Origin of the sequence: Kiloniella litopenaei (assembly GCF_000982415.1) — a bacterium.
GTDB classification, from domain to species: domain Bacteria; phylum Pseudomonadota; class Alphaproteobacteria; order Kiloniellales; family Kiloniellaceae; genus Kiloniella; species Kiloniella litopenaei.
The window spans coordinates 30,472-57,371 of record NZ_LANI01000024.1 but is presented as its reverse complement, the minus strand read 5'-3'; the positions used below and the strand labels follow the sequence as shown (position 1 = coordinate 57,371).

30 protein-coding genes and 1 tRNA gene are annotated in these 26,900 nt (G+C 42.3%); 13 read left to right on the top strand and 18 right to left on the bottom strand.

Annotated elements, in window-relative coordinates:
• The first annotated feature begins 74 nt into the window (after positions 1 to 74).
• Entirely contained in the window at positions 75 to 656 is a 582-nt protein-coding gene (locus WH95_RS16070; protein WP_046509169.1) for an SPOR domain-containing protein, read from the top strand.
• 18 nt (positions 657 to 674) lie between these two features.
• On the opposite strand, the gene WH95_RS16065 is transcribed toward WH95_RS16070, so the two are convergent.
• Both WH95_RS16065 and WH95_RS16060 read right to left on the bottom strand, forming a co-directional pair.
• Positions 675 to 1,451 carry an HpcH/HpaI aldolase family protein gene (locus WH95_RS16065; RefSeq protein WP_052742085.1) on the bottom strand — a complete coding sequence of 259 codons (777 nt, stop codon included), beginning with the start codon at positions 1,449 to 1,451 and terminating at the stop codon, positions 675 to 677.
• Between the two features lie 423 nt (positions 1,452 to 1,874).
• Positions 1,875 to 2,615 (bottom strand): Crp/Fnr family transcriptional regulator, encoded by a 741-nt coding sequence (locus WH95_RS16060; RefSeq protein WP_046509167.1) that lies wholly within the window; start codon positions 2,613 to 2,615, stop codon positions 1,875 to 1,877.
• Positions 2,616 to 2,783: 168 nt separating this feature from the next.
• Between WH95_RS16060 and WH95_RS16055 the strand changes: the two genes are divergently transcribed.
• From WH95_RS16055 to ccoS, 9 genes are all read left to right on the top strand, one after another.
• A complete protein-coding gene (locus WH95_RS16055; RefSeq protein ID WP_046509165.1) occupies positions 2,784 to 3,284 on the top strand; it encodes a hypothetical protein in 501 nt (166 codons plus the stop codon).
• A 163-nt stretch (positions 3,285 to 3,447) separates the two neighbouring features.
• Positions 3,448 to 5,118, top strand: coding sequence for a cytochrome-c oxidase, cbb3-type subunit I (gene ccoN, locus WH95_RS16050; protein ID WP_113772041.1), 1,671 nt, complete (start codon positions 3,448 to 3,450; stop codon positions 5,116 to 5,118).
• A 15-nt stretch (positions 5,119 to 5,133) separates the two neighbouring features.
• On the top strand, positions 5,134 to 5,859 hold the full coding sequence (gene ccoO / locus WH95_RS16045) for a cytochrome-c oxidase, cbb3-type subunit II (protein WP_046509164.1): 726 nt from the start codon (positions 5,134 to 5,136) through the stop codon (positions 5,857 to 5,859).
• A 10-nt stretch (positions 5,860 to 5,869) separates the two neighbouring features.
• Positions 5,870 to 6,019, top strand: coding sequence for a cbb3-type cytochrome oxidase subunit 3 (locus WH95_RS16040; protein WP_046509161.1), 150 nt, complete (start codon positions 5,870 to 5,872; stop codon positions 6,017 to 6,019).
• Positions 6,020 to 6,021: 2 nt separating this feature from the next.
• Positions 6,022 to 6,891, top strand: coding sequence for a cytochrome-c oxidase, cbb3-type subunit III (gene ccoP / locus WH95_RS16035; RefSeq protein WP_046509159.1), 870 nt, complete (start codon positions 6,022 to 6,024; stop codon positions 6,889 to 6,891).
• Positions 6,892 to 6,978: 87 nt separating this feature from the next.
• On the top strand, positions 6,979 to 8,454 hold the full coding sequence (gene ccoG, locus WH95_RS16030; RefSeq protein ID WP_046509156.1) for a cytochrome c oxidase accessory protein CcoG: 1,476 nt from the start codon (positions 6,979 to 6,981) through the stop codon (positions 8,452 to 8,454).
• Positions 8,455 to 8,477: 23 nt separating this feature from the next.
• Positions 8,478 to 8,981 carry a FixH family protein gene (locus WH95_RS20735; RefSeq protein ID WP_157845986.1) on the top strand — a complete coding sequence of 168 codons (504 nt, stop codon included), beginning with the start codon at positions 8,478 to 8,480 and terminating at the stop codon, positions 8,979 to 8,981.
• A 7-nt stretch (positions 8,982 to 8,988) separates the two neighbouring features.
• Complete coding sequence (locus WH95_RS16020; protein WP_082114195.1) at positions 8,989 to 11,253, top strand: cation-translocating P-type ATPase; 2,265 nt, start codon at positions 8,989 to 8,991, stop codon at positions 11,251 to 11,253.
• Positions 11,250 to 11,525: a cbb3-type cytochrome oxidase assembly protein CcoS gene (gene ccoS, locus WH95_RS21870; RefSeq protein ID WP_046509155.1), complete on the top strand. Its 276-nt coding sequence runs from the start codon at positions 11,250 to 11,252 to the stop codon at positions 11,523 to 11,525. Before WH95_RS16020 ends, ccoS begins: the two co-directional genes overlap by 4 nt.
• 24 nt (positions 11,526 to 11,549) lie before the next feature.
• Here the strand turns inward: ccoS and WH95_RS16010 are convergent, their stop codons facing one another.
• The 4 genes from WH95_RS16010 to WH95_RS15995 all read right to left on the bottom strand — a co-directional run bounded on the left by WH95_RS16010 (position 11,550) and on the right by WH95_RS15995 (position 16,744).
• Positions 11,550 to 12,092, bottom strand: coding sequence for a GNAT family N-acetyltransferase (locus WH95_RS16010; RefSeq protein ID WP_082114194.1), 543 nt, complete (start codon positions 12,090 to 12,092; stop codon positions 11,550 to 11,552).
• A gap of 69 nt (positions 12,093 to 12,161) precedes the next feature.
• Positions 12,162 to 12,590: a plastocyanin/azurin family copper-binding protein gene (locus WH95_RS16005; RefSeq protein ID WP_046509236.1), complete on the bottom strand. Its 429-nt coding sequence runs from the start codon at positions 12,588 to 12,590 to the stop codon at positions 12,162 to 12,164.
• A gap of 93 nt (positions 12,591 to 12,683) precedes the next feature.
• Entirely contained in the window at positions 12,684 to 16,127 is a 3,444-nt protein-coding gene (locus tag WH95_RS16000; protein ID WP_113772040.1) for a YncE family protein, read from the bottom strand.
• Between the two features lie 155 nt (positions 16,128 to 16,282).
• Positions 16,283 to 16,744, bottom strand: coding sequence for an Lrp/AsnC family transcriptional regulator (locus WH95_RS15995; RefSeq protein WP_046509149.1), 462 nt, complete (start codon positions 16,742 to 16,744; stop codon positions 16,283 to 16,285).
• 130 nt (positions 16,745 to 16,874) lie between these two features.
• Between WH95_RS15995 and phhA the strand changes: the two genes are divergently transcribed.
• Together phhA and WH95_RS15985 are read left to right on the top strand one after the other, a co-directional pair.
• Positions 16,875 to 17,678, top strand: a complete 804-nt coding sequence (phhA, locus tag WH95_RS15990; RefSeq protein WP_046509147.1) for a phenylalanine 4-monooxygenase — start codon at positions 16,875 to 16,877, stop codon at positions 17,676 to 17,678.
• A 206-nt stretch (positions 17,679 to 17,884) separates the two neighbouring features.
• Complete coding sequence (locus WH95_RS15985) at positions 17,885 to 18,154, top strand: hypothetical protein (protein WP_046509146.1); 270 nt, start codon at positions 17,885 to 17,887, stop codon at positions 18,152 to 18,154.
• Here the strand turns inward: WH95_RS15985 and WH95_RS15980 are convergent.
• From WH95_RS15980 to WH95_RS15935, 10 genes are all read right to left on the bottom strand, one after another.
• The gene (locus WH95_RS15980) at positions 18,141 to 18,704 is read right to left on the bottom strand and encodes an IMPACT family protein (protein ID WP_046509144.1); all 564 of its coding nucleotides are present in this window, start codon (positions 18,702 to 18,704) and stop codon (positions 18,141 to 18,143) included. The two genes, WH95_RS15985 and WH95_RS15980, sit on opposite strands and share 14 nt — an antisense overlap.
• The gene (locus WH95_RS15975; protein ID WP_218044515.1) at positions 18,704 to 19,399 is read right to left on the bottom strand and encodes an ABC transporter ATP-binding protein; all 696 of its coding nucleotides are present in this window, start codon (positions 19,397 to 19,399) and stop codon (positions 18,704 to 18,706) included. The genes WH95_RS15980 and WH95_RS15975 overlap by 1 nt, the downstream gene beginning before the upstream one ends.
• Before the next feature lie 234 nt (positions 19,400 to 19,633).
• Positions 19,634 to 19,710 (bottom strand) — tRNA-Pro (locus tag WH95_RS15970).
• Between the two features lie 101 nt (positions 19,711 to 19,811).
• Positions 19,812 to 20,273, bottom strand: coding sequence for a MerR family transcriptional regulator (locus WH95_RS15965; protein ID WP_046509140.1), 462 nt, complete (start codon positions 20,271 to 20,273; stop codon positions 19,812 to 19,814).
• A gap of 75 nt (positions 20,274 to 20,348) precedes the next feature.
• On the bottom strand, positions 20,349 to 20,645 hold the full coding sequence (locus WH95_RS15960; RefSeq protein WP_046509138.1) for an integration host factor subunit alpha: 297 nt from the start codon (positions 20,643 to 20,645) through the stop codon (positions 20,349 to 20,351).
• A gap of 154 nt (positions 20,646 to 20,799) precedes the next feature.
• Positions 20,800 to 21,774, bottom strand: a complete 975-nt coding sequence (locus WH95_RS15955; RefSeq protein ID WP_046509136.1) for a beta-ketoacyl-ACP synthase III — start codon at positions 21,772 to 21,774, stop codon at positions 20,800 to 20,802.
• Positions 21,771 to 22,817 carry a phosphate acyltransferase PlsX gene (gene plsX / locus WH95_RS15950; protein ID WP_046509134.1) on the bottom strand — a complete coding sequence of 349 codons (1,047 nt, stop codon included), beginning with the start codon at positions 22,815 to 22,817 and terminating at the stop codon, positions 21,771 to 21,773. Before plsX ends, WH95_RS15955 begins: the two co-directional genes overlap by 4 nt.
• A gap of 87 nt (positions 22,818 to 22,904) precedes the next feature.
• Entirely contained in the window at positions 22,905 to 23,084 is a 180-nt protein-coding gene (gene rpmF, locus WH95_RS21045) for a 50S ribosomal protein L32 (RefSeq protein WP_082114193.1), read from the bottom strand.
• 94 nt (positions 23,085 to 23,178) lie between these two features.
• Positions 23,179 to 23,736 (bottom strand): DUF177 domain-containing protein, encoded by a 558-nt coding sequence (locus WH95_RS15940; protein WP_046509130.1) that lies wholly within the window; start codon positions 23,734 to 23,736, stop codon positions 23,179 to 23,181.
• Positions 23,737 to 23,896: 160 nt separating this feature from the next.
• On the bottom strand, positions 23,897 to 24,421 hold the full coding sequence (locus WH95_RS15935; protein WP_046509128.1) for a ubiquinol-cytochrome C chaperone family protein: 525 nt from the start codon (positions 24,419 to 24,421) through the stop codon (positions 23,897 to 23,899).
• Positions 24,422 to 24,578: 157 nt separating this feature from the next.
• Here WH95_RS15935 and WH95_RS15930 point away from each other — a divergent pair, with 157 nt between their 5' ends.
• Positions 24,579 to 25,037 carry an outer membrane protein assembly factor BamE gene (locus WH95_RS15930; protein ID WP_046509126.1) on the top strand — a complete coding sequence of 153 codons (459 nt, stop codon included), beginning with the start codon at positions 24,579 to 24,581 and terminating at the stop codon, positions 25,035 to 25,037.
• Positions 25,038 to 25,058: 21 nt separating this feature from the next.
• Here WH95_RS15930 and WH95_RS15925 read toward each other — a convergent pair whose 3' ends face one another.
• Together WH95_RS15925 and WH95_RS15920 are read right to left on the bottom strand one after the other, a co-directional pair.
• Positions 25,059 to 26,267 (bottom strand): MFS transporter, encoded by a 1,209-nt coding sequence (locus WH95_RS15925; protein ID WP_046509125.1) that lies wholly within the window; start codon positions 26,265 to 26,267, stop codon positions 25,059 to 25,061.
• Between the two features lie 104 nt (positions 26,268 to 26,371).
• Positions 26,372 to 26,824 carry a hypothetical protein gene (locus WH95_RS15920; RefSeq protein WP_046509123.1) on the bottom strand — a complete coding sequence of 151 codons (453 nt, stop codon included), beginning with the start codon at positions 26,822 to 26,824 and terminating at the stop codon, positions 26,372 to 26,374.
• Positions 26,825 to 26,900: the final 76 nt, after the last annotated feature.

Here is a 26,900-nt window from a genome sequence, read left to right as displayed (position 1 = left end):
TAATTATCTTTTTATAAATATATATTATCTAAGGTTGGATGTAATCTATATCCAACCTTATTTGGTGCTCGCACATGCCAATTTCACGTTATTTCTATACACCTGTTCTGGCCTTATGTTTATCTTTGACATTGGGGGGCTGTGAAAGTGTGTATGACGATACAAAGGGATGGGGAGTTGATCTTTGGGAAGATATTAAAAAAGGATCAAAACAAGCTGCGAACTCGACCAAAAAAGCCCTTGATTCCCTTGCTGAAAGTGACGATTCATCTGTAAAAAATAGTAATGATCAAATCGAGAAAACAGAGCTTTCGGCAAGTGATAATAGCAAGGAGGCCCCAAAAATTAACCCAGCCCCACTCAAGAACGCAGAAAAAATAGCTCAGCCCCCTGTTATTAAGGCATCAGGAAACTATGCGGTTCACCTGTCTTCGAATAAAAGTAAACAGAATGCAGAAAAAGAGTGGACCGATTTAAGAAATGCCTTTCCCAAAGAAACGAGTGGACTATCTCTTAAACTCAAGTCCATCAAAATCACAGGAAAAGGCACATTCTATAGGGTATTGGGCGTAGGTTTTGGCAATAAGTCAGATGCCAATAAAGCCTGTGAGGCTTTTAAACGCAAAAAACAATATTGCATGCCTATTAAGTTATAATCAGTTTTATTTGAAAACTTAAATACCAAGGGTTGATTTTAGTTGAGCAACTTTTTCTCTGGCTCCTTTTACGACAAAACCAATATCACTGCCATCCAGAACCATGTCGTATCCAGATTTAAAGAGTGATTCTGCGTTTCTATTTGGCGTTGGGAGCCCACCAAGTAATTTTCCGGCTTCTTTTACAATTTGCTCAACTTTATAAATAGATTCAAGAACAGCGGGATGATCTGTTTCACCCGGATACCCAAGGTCTGCAGAAAGATCCGAAGGGCCGATGAAAATCATATCAACGCCATCTGTGTTTGCGATTTCCGCAGCATTTTCAACACCCTCGGCGTCTTCTATCTGACAAATTAAAAGCATCTGGTCGTTAAAGTTTTTCAAGTAACCTTGAGAGTTCACCCCGTAGTCTGCGCCCCTTATAATCGTTGAGGCGACCCCTCTTTTACCTTTTGGCGCATAATGAGCTGCAGCTACTGCATATTCTGCTTCTTCTTTTGTGGAAACCGATGGTATCATGACGCCATCTGCGCCGGCATCCAGAACCCGTTTTATCTTTGCATTTGAATTACTTGAAACCCGAACATAAACTTTTGGACCATAGGCTTTTGCCGCTTGCATCTGTGTGATGGCATCCATGATGGAACCCGGACCGTGTTCCAGATCGATCATCAGACAGTCATTCCCAGCCTGAGCAATAATCTCGGTCGCAATTGGACTAAACATATCAATCCAACATCCAAAAACGGGGTGGTGATCGCCGAGTTTATTCTTGAGTTGTGGGCTTGCCATTATAGATATCCATTTTTTTGTAACAGTAAGTATTTCTGACTAAGAGCTTACCAAATTAATTGTCTGGTAGAGAGATTAAGGCACAGAAGAAAAGAAGGAAAGTTCAATTAAGTTAAAAGCTGGGTGAAGAAGCAAGCCTGCCGAGGATGCATAGTGAAATGCATCCTCCTGGAACACTATTGCCAGGTTCCAGATCACGACTTACAAGCTGCGTGATAAGCGGCTCGCTTTGGGAAGTGCGCCCAATCGCGCACTGAGATTGCTCTCAGTAGCAGCGTACAGGCCCCTTTTCCCAAAGCCACTAAAATCATTATTTACATATAACTACAGGAATAACACAGGATGGTAGTTAAAATAAACCTGAGGGAATTAATCTTTTTGAATGCCAAATCAATAAATAATATTGCTTGGATTCAAACGTAATTAATCCATCCCTTCAGCCAGATCTGTAAGCTCTTCAAGGTCATTGATTTCCAACTGACCATTCGTCGGAATGGAAACAATACCTTTTTTCTTAAGGTTGGTTAGCGTTCGACTAACCGTTTCAGTTGTTAGTCCTAAATAATCACCAATGTCAGAACGTCCCATTGGTAAGGATATAACATTTCCAGATCCAGTTTTTGCTTTTGTACGTTTGGAAAGCGATAGAAGAAAGCTACTAACTTTTTCTATGGCTGTTTTGCGGCCAAGCAGCAACATTTGATCCTGAGCCAGAACCAGTTCGTTAGAAAGCATATTGAGCAGACGATTTTCCAAGTCTGGAATTTCTTTTAATAACTCTTCAAGTTTGGCACGTGGAAATCTACAAAGTTTACAATCTTCAAGGGCCTCTGCTGAATAGGCATAACAATCGTTCATGGCAATGCCAAGGAAGTCACCGGGAAAAAGAAAGCCGGTTATTTGACGTCGCCCATCGGGAAGCAGTTTGTAAAGTTTGATGGAACCACCAGTCACATTAAACAAAAAATCTGCTGGGTCCATTTCATTGATGATTGTGACTCCTTTACCGACTTCTATCCCCGTTGAAATAGACGATAATTTTTTCAAATCATCACAGGAAAGAGCATGACATAAGCTCATTCCTGCAACATTGCACTTTTCACAGGGTGAGTTCACCAAAGGGCTGGAAGAAACCGTCTGGGCAAAGTGTGAACCACTTCTCATTCGTTTATTATTCCTGACAATTTTTTATGTAATATATTGAGCTTACTATAAGAATGCCAAAGAGACACGTAACAATTTAATTCAGCTTATTATTTCTATGCGTCATATTGACCTACATCAAAGACTTATTTTTCCGAGGAGACTTCAATAACCTTAACAAAGTCATATGTGGATCGTAAAGCCGTGCAATTTGCCATCAAACCATTAAACCAATCTAACACTGTTCAAGTATTGCCGTTAATTCAAACATTGAAAAGTGATATTACAACTGATCAATGGATGGATTATGTGCATAGTTTCACCGGCAGGGATAGTAGGGAATGTGGTATCATTACGGTTAAAAATACCGCGGGATATTACATGGGCGTCCTTTGTTACAAGGTTGTAGAAGATGTTACACATCAAGTGGTTATGGATGTAACAAACTATGTAACTGCGGATATATTAGGACGCAATGATATTTCTGAAACGCTGTTGGAATGGTTAGAAAGTCAAGCAGTGGAACGCGAGTGCCAAGCGATACACCTAACAATTGATATTAGGAATACAATTATTCCTGAAAATGGTTATACTAAGTCCATACCGAACCAGCTAATCAATAAAGGGTATGTTTGTGACGCAGTCAGGCTTTGTAAAAAAATAAACCAAAATTCAATCACACAACACTAAGCCGTAAAACAAAGTTTACGTTTTGTTCTTTGAGGGTGCGTCATCCCGTACCATTGACCTAGATCAATGCTCTTTTGTACTTGATTGGTAGGTTACGGGGTGCCGTAAGGTGTTCTATCTTACGGTGTTATCACGTTTTTTATGATAAAAGGCGACTTCAGGAATGACTCGGGAAACTACCGCAAAAGCGAAAATGCCCCTCGACGGATGGGTAATAGCTGCGGCACTGGTGATTGGTACGTTTTATGCCACACTAACAGCCGCGCGAACCGAAGATCCGGTAATGTCTGTGCATGCATATATCTTTGCAGGTGCATTCTTACTAGGGATTTTTGGCATAATTAAGGCTTATTTTGATAATTCAGAAAGCCTTGCAACTCAACCAGCAGATGCTCCGATCGAATATGATCTAAAGGTTATTAAAGCCGGGGTTATCGCCTCGGTCTTTTGGGGAATAGCTGGTTTTGTAGCTGGTGATACAATTGCCTTTCAATTGGCGTATCCAGATTTGAACTTTGATACATCCTATTTCAACTTTGGTCGGTTGCGCCCTCTTCATACATCAGCCGTAATTTTTGCTTTTGGTGGTAACGTTCTTTTGGCAACATCTTTTTATGTCGTACAGCGAACCTGTAAAGCCCGCTTGCCTGGTGTTTTCTCTTCATGGTTTGTCTTCTGGGGGTATCAGCTTTTCATTGTTGTTGCCGCGACCGGCTACCTGATGGGTGCAACACAGGGTAAAGAATATGCCGAACCAGAATGGTATACTGATATTTGGTTGACGATTGTCTGGGTTGTTTATCTGCTCGTGTTCCTGGGAACCCTTTGGAAACGCCGCGAACCACATATCTATGTGGCCAACTGGTTCTATTTAGCTTTTATTGTCACGATTGCTTTGCTGCACATTGTCAATAACCTGACCGTTCCGGTTTCATGGACAAGCTCAAAAAGCTATATCCTGTTTGCTGGTGTTCAAGATGCCCTGACACAATGGTGGTATGGGCATAATGCGGTTGGTTTCTTCCTGACTGCGGGCTTCCTGGCGATTATGTACTATTTTGTTCCCAAACGAGCAAACCGTCCGGTTTATTCCTATCGTCTTTCAATCGTTCACTTCTGGTCCTTGATCTTTATGTATATCTGGGCTGGACCTCACCACCTTCATTACACTGCGCTGCCTGATTGGGCACAAACACTGGGAATGACCTTTTCAATTATGCTCTGGATGCCATCCTGGGGGGGCATGATCAACGGACTGATGACCTTGTCCGGTGCCTGGGATAAGCTGCGGACCGATCCTGTATTGCGTATGCTGGTTGTATCCATTGCCTTCTATGGCATGAGTACCTTTGAGGGACCAGTTATGTCGATTAAGGCTGTGAACTCTCTAAGTCATTATACTGACTGGACAGTTGGACACGTTCATTCCGGTGCGTTGGGATGGGTTGCTTATGTTAGTTTTGGCGCTCTTTACTGTCTGGTGCCATGGCTTTGGAACAGAACGCAGCTCTATTCTCTAAAGCTTGTGAATTATCATTTTTGGATCTCTACTTTTGGTATTCTGCTTTACATCACATCCATGTGGGTATCCGGTATTCTACAGGGTCTGATGTGGCGTGCCTATGATGATCTTGGCTTCCTGGAATACTCTTTCGTGGAAACCGTCGAAGCGATGAATCCTTTCTATTGGATCCGTGCAATCGGTGGGGCCTTCTTTGTGATCGGTTCTCTGATCATGGCTTATAACCTATGGCGGACAGCCCGTGGAGACGTAAGAACGGAAAGCCGTTCACTCGCTCCCGAAGCTGTTCCAAGCCCAGTAGCTGCAGAATAAGGAGGTTTTAAGATCATGATTAAACATGACGTATTTGAGAAAAACTCAATCGTACTACTGATCGGGATTCTGATTGTTGTCTCAATCGGAGGTCTTATTGAAATTGCGCCACTTTTCTTTCTTGAAAGTACAATCGAGAAAGTAAAAGGCATGCGTCCTTATTCTCCGCTGGAATTGGCCGGACGTAATATTTACATCCGTGAAGGTTGCTATAACTGCCATTCACAAATGATCCGTTCTTTACGTGATGAGGTAGAGCGTTATGGTCCCTACTCTCTTGCTGCTGAATCAATGTACGATCACCCTTTCCAATGGGGGTCCAAGCGTACAGGTCCTGATTTAGCCCGCGTTGGAGGGAAATATTCTGATGAATGGCACAAAGAGCACTTGGTTAACCCGCGTGGAATTGTTCCTGAGTCAGTAATGCCGGGTTATCCTTTCCTTCTTGATGCTCCGCTTCGGTTTAACGATATCAAAGAGCACTTGGAAGCAAACCGCATGGTTGGCGTTCCCTATACCGATGAGATGATCGAGTTGGCTGAAGAGGACTTGCGTGCCCAGGTTGATCCGGACGGTGATACAGATGGACTGCTTGCACGTTACCCCAAAGCGCAGGTTCGTAACTTCGATGATAATGCCAAAGTTATTACAGAGATGGATGCTTTGATTGCCTACCTGCAAATGCTTGGCACCCTCGTGGATTTCTCAGCCTACAAGGCTGAAGGTCCGGAACTGCGATAAGGAGATAGTTATGGAATACAACGACATTTCTACTTTTTCGCAAACTTGGGGGCTTGTGTATCTGGTTGTGATGTTTTTGGGCGGTGTGGCTTACGCGCTCTGGCCCAAAAACAAAAGCAAATTTGATCACGCCGCTCAAATTCCATTAGAGGATGACTAGTCATGGCAGGAAATCCAAGAAAAGACGAGATCTCTGGTGTCGATACCACTGGTCATGAGTGGGATGGCATTGAAGAACTGAACAACCCCCTTCCGCGTTGGTGGCTATGGGTGCTGTACGCATCTGTAATCTGGTCCATTGGGTACTGGATTGCGATGCCAGCATGGCCGGGCATAAGTGATTATACCAAAGGAATGTTGGGTTATTCTCAACGCCAAACGGTTATGAACGAACTGGCCGAAGTGAAAGCTGGACGTGCAGATATCGAAGCAAAAATTGTGGCATCCAGTTTGGAGGATATCGCAAAAGATCCGAACCTTAATCAGTATGCTCTTGCTGCTGGTCAGGCCGCTTTTGGCGATAACTGTGCCGGGTGTCACGGTAGTGGTGCTCAGGGTGCCAAGGGTTACCCGAACCTGAATGATGACCATTGGTTATGGGGCGGATCACTCGAAGACATCCACTATACCATTAACTATGGTATTCGTTCCACGCATGATGAAACCAGATTTAATGATATGACAGCATTTCTTACAAATGAAATCCTGGAAAAACAGGAAATATCTGATGTTGCGGAATATGTCTTGTCTTTATCTGGCACATCTACTGACAGTGAAGCTGCTCAACGTGGAGCACCAATCTTTGAAGATAACTGTGTCGCCTGTCACAACCCAGGCGGCGTTGGTAATCGTGAAATGGGTGCACCTAATCTGTCAGATAAGCTGTGGCTCTTTGGCGGTGATAAAGAAACTGTTGTTCAGTCTATCGCTTATGGACGAAAGGGTGTCATGCCGACATGGGAAGCCCGTTTGGATCCTGTGACGATTAAAGCCTTGAGCATTTATGTTCACTCCCTTGGTGGTGGTGAATAATACGAAGGCCTGATGAGGTACGGGAGGGCTTTGTCTCTCCCGTATCATAAAAAAACAACTTAACGTCAGAAAAGAACGTCTGTAGAGATGAGCACCAAGCTGGAACAGATCGTTAAGGAAGCCACTGTTGAGGTGGAGGCCGTTAACAAAAAAGAGAACCGTCCTCTTTATAAAAAACGTGAACCTATATTTCCCAAACGGGCAGTTGGTCAATTCCGCCGTTTAAAATGGCTGATTATGATTATCACGCTCTCTATCTATTATTTAGTTCCTTTTATTCGCTGGGATCGTGGTCCCGGTGCCCCGGATCAAGCCGTTTTAATCGATTTTCCGGGCAATCGGTTTTATTTCTTTTTTATCGAACTCTGGCCTCAGGAAGTTTACTACATTACTGGTATTCTTATAGTTGCTGGCCTCGTGCTCTTCTTCTTCACCAGTCTTTTCGGACGTGTTTGGTGTGGTTATGCCTGTCCACAAACCGTTTGGACCGATTTGTTTATCGCTGTTGAACGTTGGGTCGAGGGTGATCGTAATGCCCGCATAAAGTTACACCGTCACAAGTGGAATTTTGAAAAGGTATGGAAGTACACTCTTAAACATACCATCTGGTTGATCATTGGTATGGCAACTGGTGGTGCATGGGTTTTCTACTTTGCTGATGCGCCAACCCTTTTGGTCGAACTCTTTACGCTACAAGCCGATATGATGGCCTATACCTTTGTCGCGTTGTTGACCTTTACAACCTATACACTTGGCGGGTTATCACGGGAACAGGTCTGTATCTATATGTGTCCATGGCCGCGCATTCAGGCCGCAATGATGGATGAAGATTCCCTTCAGGTTACCTATCGAAAAGATCGAGGCGAACCAAGAGGCCGCGCTAAAAAAACACAAGACGACAAGGCTTTTGGAGATTGTATCGATTGTAAGCAATGCGTTGTCGTTTGTCCGATGGGTATTGATATCCGTGATGGCGCTCAACTGGAATGTATTAACTGTGCGCTTTGTATTGATGCCTGTGACGGCATTATGGACAAGATGGGCACACCTCGTGGTTTGATCGGCTATGATACCGATGCCAATATGGCCCGAAGACTAAAAGGGGTACCACAAAAGTTTAGCCTCTTGCGTATGAGAACAATTCTTTATGCAGTAGCAATTTTTGCGGTTTGTGCCTTTATGGTCTATCTGCTTGCCAGTCGATCTCCTCTGGATCTCAACGTCTTGCGTGATCGTAATCCACTGTTTGTGAAGTTATCTGACGGCAGTATTCGTAATGGTTATACCGTTAAAATCCTAAACAAAGAGCGTGCGCCGCAACAGTTCCTGGTGACTGTTACAGGTCTTAATTTTAACGAGATTAAAATAAACGACATTGAAAATGTTGGTCCGGCCCCGATTGTTGACGTTAAATCAGACAACCTTAGAAGTGTGCATCTCTTTCTATCCGTTGACGCCCAAGAACTGAAAACATCATCAGAACCCATCACCATCACTGTTACTAATAAAGAGACGGGTTATAGTGTTTCAAATGATAATGTGTTTATAGGTCCGAACAAATGAGTATTGTAGAAAGCGTATCTGTAATGAATAAGGCCCCTGCCCCGCAAACAGAGAAGAAATTTACTGGAAAACATTTCCTGGTTTCTATCTTGTCCTTTTTTGGCGTTATCATCGGGATGAATATGGCATTTGTTTATTTTGCGACAAATACATGGACCGGACTATCCAAGGAAAATGCCTATGTTGACGGTCTGAATTATAATCAAACGATTGAGGCCGCCAAGTTACAGAGAGAGTTAAATTGGCAAAGCTCTCTGGAACTTTTGCCACAAGGTACGCAAAAGCTTGTTTCTTTTACATTACAAGACCAAAACAACCAGTATTTGTCAGGTTTTGATGTGACGGTAAAAATTGGCAGACCCACCCTTCAAGGATACGATCAGACACTTGTTCTGGCTGAAAGCAGTTATGGCCAATACGGGGCGGTTGTCGATCTTCCCCTCAAAGGGCAATGGCATGTCAGTCTTTCTGCAACTGCTCCAGATGGAACTCCTTTTCAGTTAGAAAAGCGTTTTTTTGTAAAGTAACTTAATCATGTCAAAGTGTTGTTCTGATCTCAAAAATCAAAATCATGAAGAACCTGTGGAGATAAAAACTCCTAAGGAGGTGTCGGCCAGTATTGATCCCACGGCTTATGTCTATAAGAACGATGCAGGACTTTCACAGCTTCATTTGATTGTTGATACAATTCATTGTCCTTCCTGTATCCGCCTGATTGAGGGAAACCTCAACAAAATGGATGGCATTGAAACAGCACGGGTAAATCTATCAACCAAAAGGCTTTATGTTTTATGGGATGCGACCAAAACATCCGCAACTGCAATTGTTCGGAAGCTTGACGATTTAGATTTTCCGCCGACACCTTACAATCCCGCACTTATGAGTAATGCGAGTGAAAAAGAAGACAAAGTACTTTTAAAAGCGATGGGTGTCGCCGGATTTGCGGCTGCGAATGTTATGCTTTTATCTGTTGCTGTATGGTCAGGTGCTGATGATATGGGGCCGGCAACCCGTGATCTGTTGCATTGGATATCAGGTCTTATTGCTTTGCCAACAGTTGCCTATTCTGGACAGCCGTTTTTCCGGTCAGCAATTGCAGCTTTGAAAACACGCAGTTTGAATATGGATGTTCCTATTTCCCTTGCTGTTCTTTTGGCTGTGGGGATGAGCGTTGCGGAAACCCTGCAAAGCGCACAACATGCCTATTTTGATGCATCAGTTATGTTGCTGTTCTTTCTGCTTATTGGTCGTTACCTAGATCGCCGTATGCGAAGCAAAGCACAATCTGCAGCCCAGAATCTATTATCGCTTAGGGCTATTGCTGCAACGATCATTAAAGATGACGGGACACACGCATCATTACCTGTAGAGGCCGTTGAACCAGGTATGAAGGTTGCCATTGCTGTTGGAGAGAAAATTCCCGTCGACGGAACCGTGATCAATGGAACTACTGAAATTGATAGCTCTTTAATCACGGGTGAATCCCTTCCCCAGAAAGTGTCCGTCGGGAACGATGTATTTGCTGGTACGCTGAACATTTCCACGCCTATTGAGGTCGAAGTAACGGCACAGGACGATCAAACACTACTTTCCGAAATTGTAAAATTGATGGAAACAGCTGAACAAGGTCGCGCAAAATATGTTCGGCTTGCTGATCGAGCCGCTCAGATTTACGCGCCGGTTGTGCATATACTTTCTGCGCTAACATTTATTGGATGGTGGGCACTTGGTGATAACGGATGGCACTTTGCATTAATGAATGCAATCGCAGTGCTGATTATTACGTGCCCCTGTGCGTTAGGGCTTGCAGTACCAACAGTTCAGGTCGTCGCTAGCGGCTTGTTATTACGCAGAGGTATTTTGGTAAAAGCTGCGGATGGGCTGGAACGATTGGCAGATGCAGATGTTGTCGTCTTTGATAAAACCGGTACCCTAACAAAGGGACAACCTGTATTGACCAACAAGGACAGTATTTCAAGCGAAGATTTATCCTTAGCAGCCTCGCTTGCCTTGTCTAGCAAGCACCCTTTGTCAAAAGCCTTGGTTGCTGCAATGGATAGGCCTGTTGTACCGTTGGATAAGGTACATGAAGAACCGGGCCAAGGACTTGAATGTTATCTTAATGAAAATAGAGTTCGTATCGGCAATCGAAGCTGGTGCGGTATTACAGATAACGATGATATGATGAATGACACAGTAAGTGAGCTTTGGCTAACGGATAGTTCTGGCAAAGAGGTTCGTTTTACTTTTGAAGATCAGCTGAAAGATGATGCACATAGCGCTGTGGGTTATGCGCAAAAGACACTTAAATCTGTAGAAATACTCTCTGGTGATAGAAAAAGAGCGGTTAAACAGGCGGCAGAACAACTGTCTATCAGTAAATGGACTGCCGAGGCGAACCCTAAGGATAAAATCTTATATTTGGATGGTTTATCCGATAATTCACATAAGGTTTTGATGGTTGGTGACGGTCTGAATGATGCCCCCGCATTGGCGCGTGCTTTTGTTTCCGCATCTCCGGCGACGGCTTCTGATATCAGTCAGACAACGGCTGATTTTATTTTTCAGGGTAATAAGCTGAAACCAATTATAGAGGCAATCACGATTGCGAAAAAAGCGCGTGATTTAATTTTTCAAAATTTTGGGTTGGCAATCGTGTACAATATGATTGCTGTTCCTCTTGCCATGAGTGGATATGTGACGCCTTTGATTGCATCCCTGGCGATGTCGGGATCATCAGTTGTTGTTACCCTAAACGCTTTACGGCTTAGACTTTCTGAAAAGGAGCATAGCAAATGACAGCTCTTACATTTCTTATTCCAATCGCCCTACTTCTTGGCTTGTTGGGGCTTATCGCTTTTTTGTGGTCTTTGCGCACAGGGCAGTATGATGATCTTGAAGGTGCTGCCTACAGAGCTGTTTTTGATGATGAAACGGTGGAAGATAATGTTTTAAATCAAAATAAATCTGATGTAAGCAAAAAGGCCTATATCGTTCTGGATGATTCAGATTATGATTTGAAAAGTACTAGCCAGGAAAAGCTGAATAAATCATTTCCAAAATGTTGTTAGTCGAGGATAAATTTTCTCTTAAACTCATAGGCCAAATGCCTGGGGATAGGTCACTTTTCCACCTTTAGGGAATATGTTTTTTCTAAATTCCAATCCCATAAACGCCTCACCCGAAAAGGGCGCTTCAAGGTGATTTGTTAAAGAACTTTGAAAGCCAAACTTTGAATAATACGCAGGTTCACCAAGAACAATAATACCCGAGAGGTCTTCGATATCTCTGCAGGTTTGTATTCCTTGCTCGATAAGCTGCTTTCCTATCCCTTTACCTTGGTGATCTGGCGAAACAGCAAGTGGTGCCAGACTCGCAGTTCTAATCTGTATGTCAGGCGAGCCTATTTCCATTGGGCTAAAGAGTATGTGACCTATAATCGTTCCTTCTTCTTCTGCAACCAATCCAAAAAGAACATCGTTATCGAGATATAGCTGTTTAACAAGATCGCATTCATCCCATTGACCAAAGGCATCGTGTATGACCTGTAAAACTTGTGCGCGGTCTTTGATCTCTTCTTTGCGGATTTGCATTTTGGTCCTTATAAAAATAGTTAACCCTGACTCAGATAATGCCATTTGAGGTTTATAGCGGGTATTATAATAGGAAGCATATTTCAAAATATAGATTAAAAAGGGGTTTCATTATTAACGCTTAGCCATTTCCTTTCTCATTCTTTCTAATAAATTTTCAAATACTTTACGCCCTAGCTTACCAATGTTTGAAAATTCAAGATCGTTAATGTTCGAATCAGGTGACCCAACGACAATCAACGCATACATCCCATGTCGACCATGAACCTTACATTTAAATCCATAGATCCCGGGAATATCAAAGGTAACATTTGCGACTGATTTATGTTCAATTTTTACAAGCGGAGCACCTTTGGGCCACATCCCGTTAATAGACGTTACTGTATGGTTCCCAGTGGAGTTCAAAAAACTGATAGTATCGCCAGGTTCTATCCATAAATAATTTGGATCAAATCGATAAATTTCCTCTGGTGTTAATGCATTGAGGTCAATGACTTGGTCAATGCTATGGTTTTCAGCATGTACGAGATTACTCGTGAACATAACTCCTAAACCGATGATAAAAGTTAATATAAAATTTCGATACCATAGACAGGTTATCGAAAGAATCCTGAAAAAGTGCTGATACATGCTTCCTCATTTCTGATTTTTATAATTCAGTTTGTTCAAAACAACTGACTCTTCGGTCATTAAAACGGTCTTGGGGGCAGGAAGTGCCGGATATTGTTCGCGTACCAGATTAGTTACAAATTGTGGGTAAGTCCGGAACATAAGTTTAACGTTAGCCTGAATAGGAAACTGTATATCATCTGGCAGATCAAATACTTCATCTCGAAAGCCATCAGCTGGAATTTTTGTATCTTCCAACATTTTTTCATAACGCCAAAATCTAAGGCCGACAGGGTTCCCATATTTATCACCAAAGACTTTACGGAAGAATCTAGCATTAGGATCAACGAAGCCTTTATCATCAACCTTACCGCTCTCTAATATCACACGGCCATCAGCAGAATAGACACTCAGATCAAGCCATATTTGTCGAAAATCAGCAACGCCAGTTGGAAGTGCGTGACCGGCGCCTATATTTTTTATTCGTATGTTTAATTTACCGTCTTCGGTAAGGTCTGTCTTTAAGGTTGCTGCCGTTTGCAAAAGCTCAATACTCATTTGTTCTAGTTTTGAGTTTCGCAATCCGACTAAATGGTAGTTAGCCCCTGTGAACTGATGAGTGACAACATTAGGTTTTACCCTCCCTCCATCTGTTGAGGTGCCCGGGATGTCTTGGCCTATACGCTGAATATCACCATGCATATGACAATCGATGCAAGATCGATGTTCTTCAGGATTATCAGGTCTATTAAAAGATGATTTTTCCCACTCTCCAAATGTATTTACGATTATCGATCCACTACCAGGGGCAAATTCATTATGGCAAGAACTACATAATTTTGAATCTGCATAAAAGCTTTGGCTATAAGAATTTGCATGAGTACTTGGCTTTGCATTTATCGCATGATTGCCTAAGAAGCTCAGAGTGTTGTTCGTGCTATTTTCGAAGACATATGTTTTCCGATCAGACAAGTTAACCGTTAGACTTGCATTGCCTCCTGCACTAGAACTCATTGAATTTTCTACACTTGAAATACGATGACAGAACAAACATCCTGTTCCTTCATCCAAATCAGGCTCGTCACGTTCTAATGCTTCGAAGAGTGATGAACCACCTTGTTCGAACATATGACCTGGGCCCATTGTTGCTGTTTGGCCGGAAAGAAGACCTTGAGGACTATGGCACCCCATGCACCATTGCCTGAAATTCTCACCCTCAGTGGCAGCCGCGACATCTTCCATAACCATATAATAGGGATTTGACTCACCCATTAATCGATGCAGGCTATCAGCCCACTGATCGAACATTTCAGTATGACATGATGCACAGGTGGCTGAATTAACCCACTCACTTTCATGAACTGACTGATTTTCGTTATCTAGTCGTAACCAACTGGATACAAATGGCAAATTTTCACGAGAAGAAATATATTCATGCAGATCAAGCATCATCTCAACTACTTCATCTGAGGGGGCGTCGGGGTCTATTAGCTCTGCAACACCCTCGCCGTCATGTCCCATGCCGCCTTGTGTATCTTGAATTATGCGTAGATAATCACCAATAAAATCTCCAGCAATCATCTTGGAAAGATTGCCATGGCCAATTCTTGCATAGCGGTATTTATCAATGGGGGTATCATCGTATAAATATCCGTTCGTAAAATTAAAACCGTCAACGTGGCAAGACTGACAACTCATCCAAAAATCACCGGACATTGGTGCATTGGGATATCGGTCAGTATTAGCACTATGAAATAGTGTTTTCCCCCGCCGTAAACTCGGATCAAGAGGATCTTTGCTTACAGTACGGGCAAAGACTGCTTTTTGCACCACAGGCCCTGCTCTATTCTCTTTTAAGAGCGTAATATCCAGACTCATGGCATTCTGAATAAAAATTCTTTTGTCGTCGACAACCAATGCACGGGGATTAGCCCCTGGAAGGTGTCTGACAATCTCAGACGCTTTGGCATCATTAATTTCAGTATCAGTCTTGTCGATTGGGTCTCGACCTGAGAGGTTAAAAACCAGAAGATCCTCGCTCGCGGCCATTGTAATATAGACTTTACTTCCATCGTCCGAAAATGCCGCATCATGTGGATTGGACATGATGAGTGTCTTTGGAGAGCCATCAAAACGTTTCTGAGTAGGACTTTTTAAGTTGATTTGTTGGAATAGATGTTTTCGACGTTCTATTAATTCTTGTTCATGACCCGGGCGCAGATCTAAAAGGGAGATCGCGGGGAAAATGGTCGATTGAAACTGAAATAGATGATCAAAGTTCCATAATACATGCGGCAACCAAGCCTCTGTTTCGTCTGGACTAACGGCAATATCGTCTAATACACGAGGAACTCCTTGGGAAAGAAATTCGTTTTGTTCCTGACTTTTGTGTAATTTGATTGTGTTTAAGTGAAGAGGAGGAATTGATTGCGCATCGTAGATTGAAACCTCACCGATCAGAGAATGAGTTACGATTAACCGATTATCAGAGAGTAAGGCGAGACCACGGGGCGTATCTCTTGTTTTAGCTGTATGGACAATACCTTTTTCCGGATGCACGGCAACCAATTCGTGTGCTTCGAATAATGTTACCCAAAAGACATTGTTTTTTCTGTCATAAACAACACCGAAAGGGCGCAGCCCAAGATCAAACGATTTTATTATCTTAGCTGTACGCCAGTTAATCAAAACCAAACGTTTACCTGAGTAATCAGTAACTGCAATCGTGTTGTTTTGGCCCATTGCTATGCGTCTTAAATCGCCGCCAATTTCAATCTCACCGACGCGTTCACCAGTTTTTTTATCAATCCAAGAAACGGAACCTGCGTCATAATTGGCACTAAAAAGTTTAGAACCATTATCCCCAGTGATTAGCGAAGTGCTCTCGGTCGCAGCAAAAGAAGAGCCGATTAATGTCAATAATGCCAAACAAAAAATGATCATCCATTTCACGTTTTTGACAATAGACCAACGCATTGCATGACGTATGACCAGTAATAAAAGGGGTAAGGTCAATAACAAGTGTGTCCAATAGGCAATTTGGCCTGCAAAATCGCCACGATTACCCAACAGAAATAAATAGAGGCCGCTTAAAGTTAAGGCAATCAATCCAAACTCGATAAGACGACCAGTTCTTCGTAAAAATATTTTTGGAGATTTTGAAAACACGTTTCGATGAGCAAGCCAAAATGGTAAAACAAATACAGGAAAAAGCACTAATGACACTAAAATATGCATTGTCAAAGTTGTGCGTTGGAAGCTCCAGGATAAGTCAAATTTATCCCATAAAAACAATCCACTAATAGTCAGGAAATACAAAATAAATTCAGCAGGGTGAGATCGGTAAGCTTCTTTTTTCCAAAATGAAGAGAGGAAATTTTTGGTAATTATTAAAAAATTTATGACGTCGAAATTATGTCTCTGTTTATAGGATTTTTTGTTAATAAAATTGGTATTTTGAAATGAAAACATATAATTTTCTCGTGAACGCTGATAAAGCGATAAACCATAAAATACTTACTTATCCGTGATAGGATTAGTTTATTGGACAAGCGTATATCTTGACTTGATTTTGGTCATTTATGTTCAGTTAGATCGAGAGAAAAATAACTTTATAATTTCTGATTTTAAATAGGCAGTTCAGTAGAATATTTTACATTACGCAGAGCAAAACGAGAATTTACAGAATTAATAATCGGTAAGTGTAAAAACTGTTCAGTGAGCATGCGGTCATAAGCTTCAATATCCTTTGCCACAATTCGCAAGAGGTAATCCCGATTTCCCGTAATGGTGTAGCATTCCATTATCTCTGGACGACGATCAACAATATCTTCAAATTGCCTGACTTGTTCTTCGCTGTGCTGAACCAACGTTACTGTCGCAAATACCGTTACGCCCAGACCTGCAACTTTAGGATCCAGTAAACATACTTCCTTTCGGATTAGTCCCTCATCCCTAAAACGTTTTATACGTCGCCAACAAGGCGACTGGGATAGACCGACGGCAGCAGCAATCTCAGCCGTGGAGAGAGATGCATCTTTTTGCAAAAGACTAAGTATTTTTACATCAAGAACATCAAGGTCAATCATTTTAAAATATTGATTATTGTTGAATAAAAGTAGTTTCAAAAGTTAATTAAAGAGACTTATTAGAATATAATACCCCATTTTTTAAGATAAAATAAGCAAATAAAACAGGGATTTATTAATGAGGTAAAAAATGGGACACCAAGGCTCGACTTATGAATCGAAAACACCGGATTCTAAAGGTTTATATCACTACACCCGATCAGAGAATGAAATTTGGAGAGATTTAATCACGCGACAGAATCAAATTCTGGAGGGGCGGGTTTGTGATGAATTTATCAAAGGAAGGGATCTTTTGGGCCTCAATAACCATAGGGTTCCTCAACTGAAAGAAATCAGTGCACGATTGTTTGATGCTACCGGGTTTGGCGTTGAATCTGTTCCGGCTGTCATTCCTCCCAAAGATTTTTTTGCAATATTGGCAAACAGACGGTTTCCGGCCGCAACATTTATTCGCTTAAGAGAGGATTTCGATTACATAAAAGAGCCAGATATTTTCCATGAAATATATGGGCATTGCCCAATGTTAACCAACCGGTCTTTTGCAGATTATGTGCAGGAATATGGTAAGCTCGCTCTCTCTGTCGAAAAACAATATATGTGGCCATTACAGCGGCTTTTCTGGTTTACAGTAGAATTTGGTTTGATCAAGACCGACAAAGGAAATCGCATATATGGTGCAGGCTTGGCATCATCATCCGGCGAAGCTGTTTATTGTATGGATAGCCATGAACCAACCATTATGGAATTTGATCCTTTGAATATCTTTAGAACAAACTACCGCATAGATATTTATCAACCGATCTATTATGTCATTAACAGTTTCGAACAATTGTTTGATACAATTATGTCTGATTTGATTCCGATTATAGACCAGGCCAAGGAACTTGGAAATTTGAATCCGGCCCCTTTAGCTCCTGATCAAAAACCTCACTAGAGAGACGTTAACTTCTATAGTTAATTAAACAATATTCCTTAAATATCGCCCCTTCTTGTAAGAGGGGGCTTTTAATCATTTTCAGGTCTGTAATACAAATCTTTAAATAAAGGGCTTTATAGTAGCAATTTTAGTTAAATTGTAGTAAGAGACTGTTAACCAAATTCCACGCAGATGAAGAAGCTTTAGGTACAGGGACAAGCTTAATGCATCAGGGGGCCATAAAAAACGCGACAGATATTGCGGCTGCACTTAAACGTGATCAGCCCAAGCATTTGTCTTTGGTGGATGACCCAAATAGCAAGTGGGCTGTTTTGACAAAACAGGCACATCGCATCTATCAGTATCGGTTAACCCAACACAACCTTTCTTCCAAGGATAAAGAGGCTCTGATGCTGGCCAGAAATGAACTGCTTGCGCTGGCCAAGTCATTAAAAGCAATGTCTGCTGTGCAGAATACTATTATCGAAGATTAAGTTGCTCCAATAACATAGATATTTTCTCTTCTATCCCTTCTATTTGAAAAGTTGCCCCGTCAGCACCAAAGTCTTTATGAATAATCTTAATGCCAATTTGATCACAGAGATATTCTGCATGGGAAATAGACTTGAAAGGCAACGAAAGTGTTTGTTGTTGTAGCTTAACATAGGCTTTGGGGGTGGCGTTTTGGATAACCTGTTTCACACTTTCACTATAGGCCCGAACCAAGCCACCTGTCCCCAGTTTTGTTCCCCCAAAAAAACGAACGGTAATAACGGCTGTATTAATTAAAGAATTTCCCTGAAGGACTTTAAGCGTAGGTGGACCAGAAGTTCCCGCTGGCTCTCCGTCATCACTCGATCCCTCTTCAACTTGATCATATTGATTGAATCTTCTGAAAGCCCAAACATGATGATTGGCTTTCTTATATTCTTCGCGTAATTCGTTTAAACGATTTTCAAAAGAAGAAATGGGCATGAGATAGGAAATAAAGCGAGATTTTTTCTCGTCAATTTCCGTATAGTTTTCTTTATCAACATAGAACATTATTCAGTTAAAACTGCGATGGGACCTTTTGCGGACTTGTGAATAAACTGTCTGATAAATGGGTTTTCTGTCTCTTCCAGCTTAGAAGCCGGTCCATGCCACACGATGGCCCCTTGATGTAACATCATAATATTATTAGAGATTTTCCGCGCAGATTCTAAATCACTGCTAATTACAATTGATGTTGTCTTGTGTTCTTTTGTTTGTTGCTTTATGAGCTGGCTAATTGAATTACTCATAATTGGGTCAAGGCCAGCAGTAGGTTCATCAAGGAGCAAAAATTCCGGGTCTCCAGAAAATGCACGGGCTAAACCAACCCGTTTTTGCATTCCGCCGGATAGTTCAGATGGGTATAAATCTGCAACTTCTGGCCCCAAACCAACTTTGTCTAACAGCTTTATTACTTCCTTTTTGATGATATTTTTGTCTGCATCTGGTTTTTTTAGGTCTTTAAACCCTATGTTCTCCCAGACGGTCATCGAATCAAAAAGTGCGGATTGTTGAAAGAGCATACCAAACCGATCCAGGAAATTCGGTGCGGTTTCCTGAACCTTTTCTTTGGGAAGGCCATCAATAAAGATATCACCAGAATCTTGAAGTATTATACCAAGCATGGTTTTAAGTAGGAGAGTCTTTCCACTACCTGACGGGCCGATGATAACAAGGGTTTCCCCCAATTGCGTTTTGAAGCTCACGTTATCAAGTGCTTTAAGACCATTAAAGCTTTTGTTCAGGCTTTTAACTTCCAGAACTGTTTTGATTTCGTTGGTTCCGGTATTCATACCGATCTATCCCCCAAGCTTCTGATTATACGGGCCAAGATTATCATAGTCGAACAATAATACCAGCCTGATAAGCTATTGAATTCATATACCGATATTGAAATAAAAAACCTCTGATCTGCAAAATAGATCAGAGGTTTCGTGTTTTGGTCGGAGTAGCAGGATTCGAACCTGCGACCCCTTGGCCCCCAGCCAAGTGCGCTACCAGACTGCGCTATACTCCGATAGAGTAAACCTAAGCATATAATGTTTAAGAATATTTCTGGGCACTATATACATTCGCAAAAAGTGCAAGGCAATGGCCTTGTCAGAAAAAAATGAAAAATTAGTCCAGAAGAGAGCGAATAGATTTTAACTCGTTCAGGATTTCTTGTTGGTGATCCAAAGTGAGGCCCGAAAATTGCTCTGTCAGGGGCTTTTGCTCCTTCTGATCAAGAGCTTCTTTGGGCATGTTTTCTAAAGGATCTGCATCTGGTTTTGTTACCTGATCGCTGACTTTTTGTGTATCCAAAGAATTTTTCGCTTTAAAGGCGCCTTCTTTGAAGAGCTTTTGAACGCCTTTAATTGTATACCCGTCTTTGTAGAGAAGATCTCTAATCTGACGTAGTATTTTTAAATCTTCCGGGCGGTAATACCGTCTGCGTCCTGCGCGTTTCAATGGCTTTACCTGTGGGAACTTCGTTTCCCAGAACCGCAGCACATGCTGTGGTACATTCAAATCGCCAGATACTTCGCTAATAGTCCGGAACGCAGCCGCAGATTTTGTTGAGGATTCCGCAGCAGACATTGGCAGATTAAACTCCTGCTTTTTTTTAAATTTTTATCAGCAGATTACTGATACGTTCCGCAAAAATACGATATCTTAAGAAAGAGACGTATTTATTTTATTTTTCAAAACATGAGAAGCTCGGAAGACGAGAACCCTACGTGGCAAAATTGGAACCTCTTCCCCGGTTTTCGGGTTACGTCCAATACGCTCACCTTTTTCACGAACAGCAAAACTACCAAAAGATGATATTTTAACCGAATCACCTTTAATCAAGGTGTCAGAAATTTCGTTTAGAACAGATTCTACTAGATCAGCAGACTCATTTCTGGATAGGCCAACTTCTTGATATACGGCTTCACTGAGATCAGCACGAGTGACTGTAGTGCTCATAATGAAGTTCCACTCCCCTTGTTATCGTTATGCGAATTTCCCGGAAAAACCAGTAACTCAAATGATATACAAGGCGATTTTGCTAAACTTTTCAGGAAATTACAAGTTTTATCTCACAAAGCTGTTCTGAGATAACCTTCACAATAGGTTTTATTTACCAACGTAAAAGGGCCGATCCCCATGTAAAACCACCCCCCATTGCCGCCATCATGATCATGTCACCACGTTTAATTCGGCCATCATAAACGGCTTCGGTCAATGCTAATGGTATCGACGCAGCAGAGGTGTTCGCGTGTTTGTCGACAGTTACAACAACACGTTCTTTGGGGAGCTTCAATTTTTTCCCCATGGCCTCAATTATACGGATATTGGCTTGATGCGGAACCAACCAATCAATTGCTTCAGGGCCCAAATCAGACTTTTTCAAAGCGGCATCAATTGCTTCGGGCATTCTTGTGACAGCTTGCCTGAAAACTTCTTTCCCTTCCATCCGCAAGAAGCCAGCTGTACCCGTAGAAGATGGTCCTCCATCTACGTAAAGCGCATCATGACAACGACCATCTGCGTAAATATGGGTACTTAATATTCCGCTATCGCTGGTATCGCCATTGCCTTCTTCTGCTTGCAGAACAATAGCCCCTGCTCCATCGCCAAAAAGAACACAAGTTGAGCGATCTTCCCAGTCAAGAATACGGGAAAAAGTTTCAGCCCCGATAAGCAATGCGGTCTTTGCCTGTCCTGTCTGGATCAAACTATCAACAACAGAAAGTCCATAAACAAAACCACTGCAAACAGCTTGTAAATCAAACGCAGCGCCCTTGGTCACACCAAGGTTTTTCTGTACAACAGTTGCTGTAGCTGGAAAGGTTTCATCAGGTGTCGCAGTTGCACATACAATGAGATCAACTTCTGATACATTGATGTTTGCATGCTCCAAAGCTGCAAGAGCAGCTTTCGTTGCCAGATCAGAAGTTAATTCGTTTTCTCCGGCGATATATCTGTGCTTGATACCCGTGCGCTGTTGAATCCATTCGTCGGATGTTTCAACCCGTTCGGCCAGTTGATCATTTGTTAGAATGCGCTCTGGTAAATAAGAGCCACAGCCTTTGATCTTTGCACGCACTATCATTCAAATCCAGCCTGCTCATTTATCGGTTCACGTGTCAGCGAATCGAAATCTTCACGAATTTTGGTAACAATATCCTGATCGCGCATATCAACGGCTACGCCAATTGCATTTGCAAAACCGATTGCATCAGTACCACCATGACTCTTAACAGCAATGCCGTTAAGACCAAGAAAGATAGCCCCATTATACAGGCGGGGGTCAACACGTTTCTTTAATTTATTTAGTGAAGAGCTTGCCAAGAGGTAGCCAAGACTTGCCAGGATGCTGCTTTTGAACGTCTGACGAAAGAATTCCGTGATAAGTTTTGCAGTACCTTCCGCCGTTTTCAGAGCGACATTACCTGTGAAGCCATCTGTGACGATCACATCCACAGTTCCCTTACCAATATCGTCACCTTCGACAAATCCGATAAAATCGCCAGGTAAGTCAGCTTTGCGAAGCATAGAGCTTGCGACTTGAAGATATTCGTGACCTTTAACATCTTCAGAACCGACGTTCAGAATACCTACAGATGGTTCTTGTACACCAAGAACACATCGGGCAAAGGCATTTCCCATCACGGCAAAATCAACCAGATTATCGGCATCACAGCTGAGGTTCGCCCCTAAATCCAACATGAGGGATTCCCCCCGTAACGTTGGAAAGAAAGAGGCTATTGCGGGCCGATCTACACCGGGAAGAGTTTTAAGGACAAACTTTGACATAGCCATAAGTGCACCAGTGTTACCCGCGGAAACGACACCGTCCGCACGGCCATCCTGTACAGCATTAATGGCAAGACGCATTGATGACTTCCGCCCAGAGCGTAATGCAACAGCCGGTTTATCATCACTGAGAACTTTGTCATCAGTATGAATAAACTCAACGACGTCTTTTAATCGGGTCGTTTTTTCCAGCAGAGGCATAACCTCTTGCTCTCGACCAAACATGAGAAATCTGACGTTAGGATATCTTTGTGAAGCTATTTCTGCTCCGTGTACAACAATATCCGGTGCGTCATCACCTCCCATTGCATCTAAGGCTATGGTTATGCTAGCGCTCACTGGTTTCCCGCTTGTCAAATTGATCCATAAAAGAAAGGCCGACCATCACAATGATCGGCCTATCACAAAAGACTATTTGGACAAGCCTTAGGCTTCAGCTTCTGCTACATCACGACCATCATAATGACCGCATGAAGCACAAACATGGTGTGGGCGCTTTAGCTCACCACAGTTTGGGCATTCTTGTGAAACGCTTGCGCGAAGCGCATCATGTGACCGACGCTGACCGCGGCGGGAATTACTAATCTTACTCTTTGGAACAGCCATTGCTCTAACTCTCGCATTTAGCTTTAATAAAAAACTCGCCGCTTATTAACGAATAACAACGCCGACGGCAAGCCCTAACTAAGGTAAAGATACCTTACTTTTTAATTTGTAGGTCTTTTAGCACAGAAAACGGGCTTGTTTTCGCTGTTTCCTGTATTTCTTCTTCATCTGGCGCTTCGTCCACAGAATCGCCATCCCAAGTAGAATTCGGTGCTTTCGGATAAGGGTCTAACATAACAGCTAGTTGCTGAACAATAGCCTCACCAAAATCAATTCCTGTTGGATCAGCCATTTCTGGTGGATCCTCTGCATCAATATCAATCAGGATTTCTTCAGCTGTTTCCCGAATAGGTTCAAAGCTGTAGAGTATATCAAAAGGCTCATCAATTGTCGTCGACACAGGTTCTGCAGTTATAATGCAAGATTGTGTAACGTCGGCTTTCAATTGGCCTTTTACGCCAAGCAATGTGCCCTTCCCTTTTGGGTCAAGTTCCAATGTTGCCGAAAGTGATCTCAATTCAACGAGATCAAATCTTTTTGCAACGGCCGCACATTCATCTGGTTTTGCTTTTATATTCAAAGCCTGTGAACGTGCCTGAACTTTATCAACGGGGTAGCGACGCGAAAATTCATTTTCGCCCGGCGTATCCATTGCTGAACTCCTGATTAGATTTTAACGATATAGTTCTGTTATTAGGTGTAAGTTTGAATGAATAACAACCCAATTTAACACTTAAATTCCAGATCGCGCACAATAAGCGAGGCAAAATTAGGGGTCAATTTATTTTATTGCAGGGTTGCCATACCAAATCTTAGGAACGAAACTTAATTTTGCCAGACACGATATCTGAAATATCCTGGTCTTTAAGGTATTCAATCTGTTGAATTAGATAGTTTCGCATGTATTGAACTGCGGCTTCGTCAGCTTCTATTGTTCCATAGAGGTTACGTTTCAACGCATCCTCGAGAGCTGTATCGCCTTGTTCTAGTGCCCCTTCGTAGGCTGCCAGTCTGCCGTAAAAGCCCTGTAACATTGCTTTGACACGTTTACCGACACCTACATCCCCGACACCCATTTCCCTTAAACTAAGATCCATGTCATAAAACATCAGATCAAAAAGTTTTTGGGAAAATGCTTCCGTTCTTTCTTTTTCAGCCTTCAATCTGTGCAAGACCAGAAACATATGTAAGGTAATCATATCAAAACGACCATCCAGACTATCCGGTACAGAATGGTTTTCATAAAATTCTGTTTTGCGCGCCTGTTCGACAAGACATGCATACAAATCATGTACGGCATCAGATTCGCGATCGCGACGAAAAAACTTCCTGAACAACTAATGAACCTCTTGATATAATCAGCTTGGATTTATGACTCGAAACAAGTATATAGACGAGTATAGTGCCTGTGTAACGCGTATGGTTTAGCAAAAACAGCTTATATGTTAAATAGCCTTACGCTCATATATAGATCAATAGGGTCAGATTACGATTATGTCTCATAAAGTTTCCTCTAAAGCCAAGACGCTACTGGCTGCAATGATTATCCCTTTTGCCATTAGCGCCTGTGAAAGCCGGGTGAATGTGCGAGGAAACTATCCAGATCCAGAAGAGGTCAGTAAACTGGAAACGGGTGTTTCTAGCCGTCGTGACGTTGCTGAGTTACTTGGATCGCCATCGACCCTTTCGACTTTTAAAGATCAGGTCTGGTACTACGTCGGTGAAAGAGTTGAAAAGACAGCGTTTTACGACCCTGTAGTTCTGGAGCGAAGCATCCTTGTGGTGAAATTTTCCGAAGATGGAAAACTGGAAGAATCACGACAGTTTGCACTTGAAGATGGTCGCATTATTGATCCTGTAACTCGGATCACACCAACAGAAGGTCAGGATCTGACCATAATTCAACAGCTTCTTGGTAACCTGGGTAAATTTACGCCGGGTGGTGGGAATTAATCACTCTATATAGTTTTCACCTTATATAGTTTTCGCCGAAGATAAGCTGCGCCTTAGTGGGTGCCAGTATATTAAATGAACTGCAATAAAAATACCCACAGGAATAAAGGCCAGGGTGTTCACAGCGGCCCAACCGAATTGGTCGAAAACAAAGCCAGAGCCAAAAGCTGTTGTTGCTACAACTCCGAAAACCAAAAGTTCGTTAAAGGCTTGTACTTTTGCTTTTTCTTCGGGTCTGTATGATTCAGTTAACATCGCGCTCCCCCCGACATAGAGGAAGTTCCAGCCAAGTCCTAAGGCCACCAAACCAAACCAAAAATTTTCAAGCTCAACCCCTGTTAAATTAATAGCTGCTGCGACGGCGATAAGAATAGCACCCGTCATCTGAACTTTGATTAACCCAAAACGATTGATGATAGAGCCTGTAAAAAAAGATGGGGCGTACATACCGAATACATGCCATTGAATTACAAAAGCCGCGGCATCAAAGGGGTGAGCACATGCAATCATGGCCGCCGGGGTAATGCTCATAACAAGGTTCATGCAGGCGTAACTAACAATGCCACTAAGAACAGCAACAAAAAAAACGGGCTGTCGGGCAATCTCTAGGATAGGCCTACCAGCAGATTTTCGTTCGTGTACGGCTAATTTAGGAATTCTCAGGAACTGTACAATTACCAGGGTTACCAAACAGAGGGCGGTAATCGCGTAAAAACTACCGACGAAAAGCACTGGTCCAAAAAATTCAATATCTTTGGACCACTTCGCAAGTTCTGGTCCCGCAAAGGCAGATATAACGCCCCCGGCCATCACAAGTGAAATTGCTTTGTTTTTAAATACTTCTGTTGCCGTGTCAGCGGCTGCAAATCGGTAATAAGCAACTGTCGATGTAAAGGCGCCGAATAGAAATGAACTTAAACAAAAGAGCTCAAAATTATTATCTAAAACAGCCTGCGCAGAGAAAAATCCAGATAAGGCCCCGCAAACAGCTCCAAGGCTAAAACCTGCTCGACGGCCATAATGTTTCATAAAGTACGAAATGGGTAAGGCACATACCATCATACTTAAAAACTGCAAAGATAACGGCAATGTTCCATATGACTTATCATCTGCGAGCGTCGTGCCGACAAGAGAACTCATTGAAATGAGCATAGAGCTACAGCTCATCCCCAAGGCTTGGCAGATTGCAAGAAAAATTACATTGGATTTGGTTGGGTCGTGGTGTGACATATATAGGGTTAACTCACTTCAATATAAGCAACCATACACAGGGCTTATTGATAATTCCAAGGGGAATTCGTTTTGTTTTCAAAGATTATTGGGGCAGATAACGGTTAACTGTTCGAAGGTTTCGTAATTCCTTCTACAAGAAGTTCAACATTACGAACAACACCTTTGCCCATAACTTTATCAGCAACATTGATCAGCCGTTTAGTGATTTTGTCACTTACATACCCATCCTGGGTAAAGTACCTGTAGTAATACAGAGAGTGTAACTCTGTCATAAAATCATTTTGCAGTCGAATTTGCCACCGCTCTGCATTAATAAGATCGGGTCCCTCAGCAACTTCAATCGTTATTTTAACAGTTACATGATGTGTTACGACACCTTCTTTAATAAGGTGAATTACAGTTGGCGGGAACTCTAGAAAAGCAGATGGAATTTCGGGAATCTCTTCGACAACTTCTTCGTCGCTTTCTGGTTGTTTCAGAAAAAACCACCACCCAGCAAAACCACCACCGCCAAGCAGCAATATTATCGCAATGAGTATGATAATTTTTTTCATATAAACACCAGAGATAAATAACTTTAAATGTAATAGTGATAATAAAGTTTAGTTTAAGTTAAACAAAGGATATTCA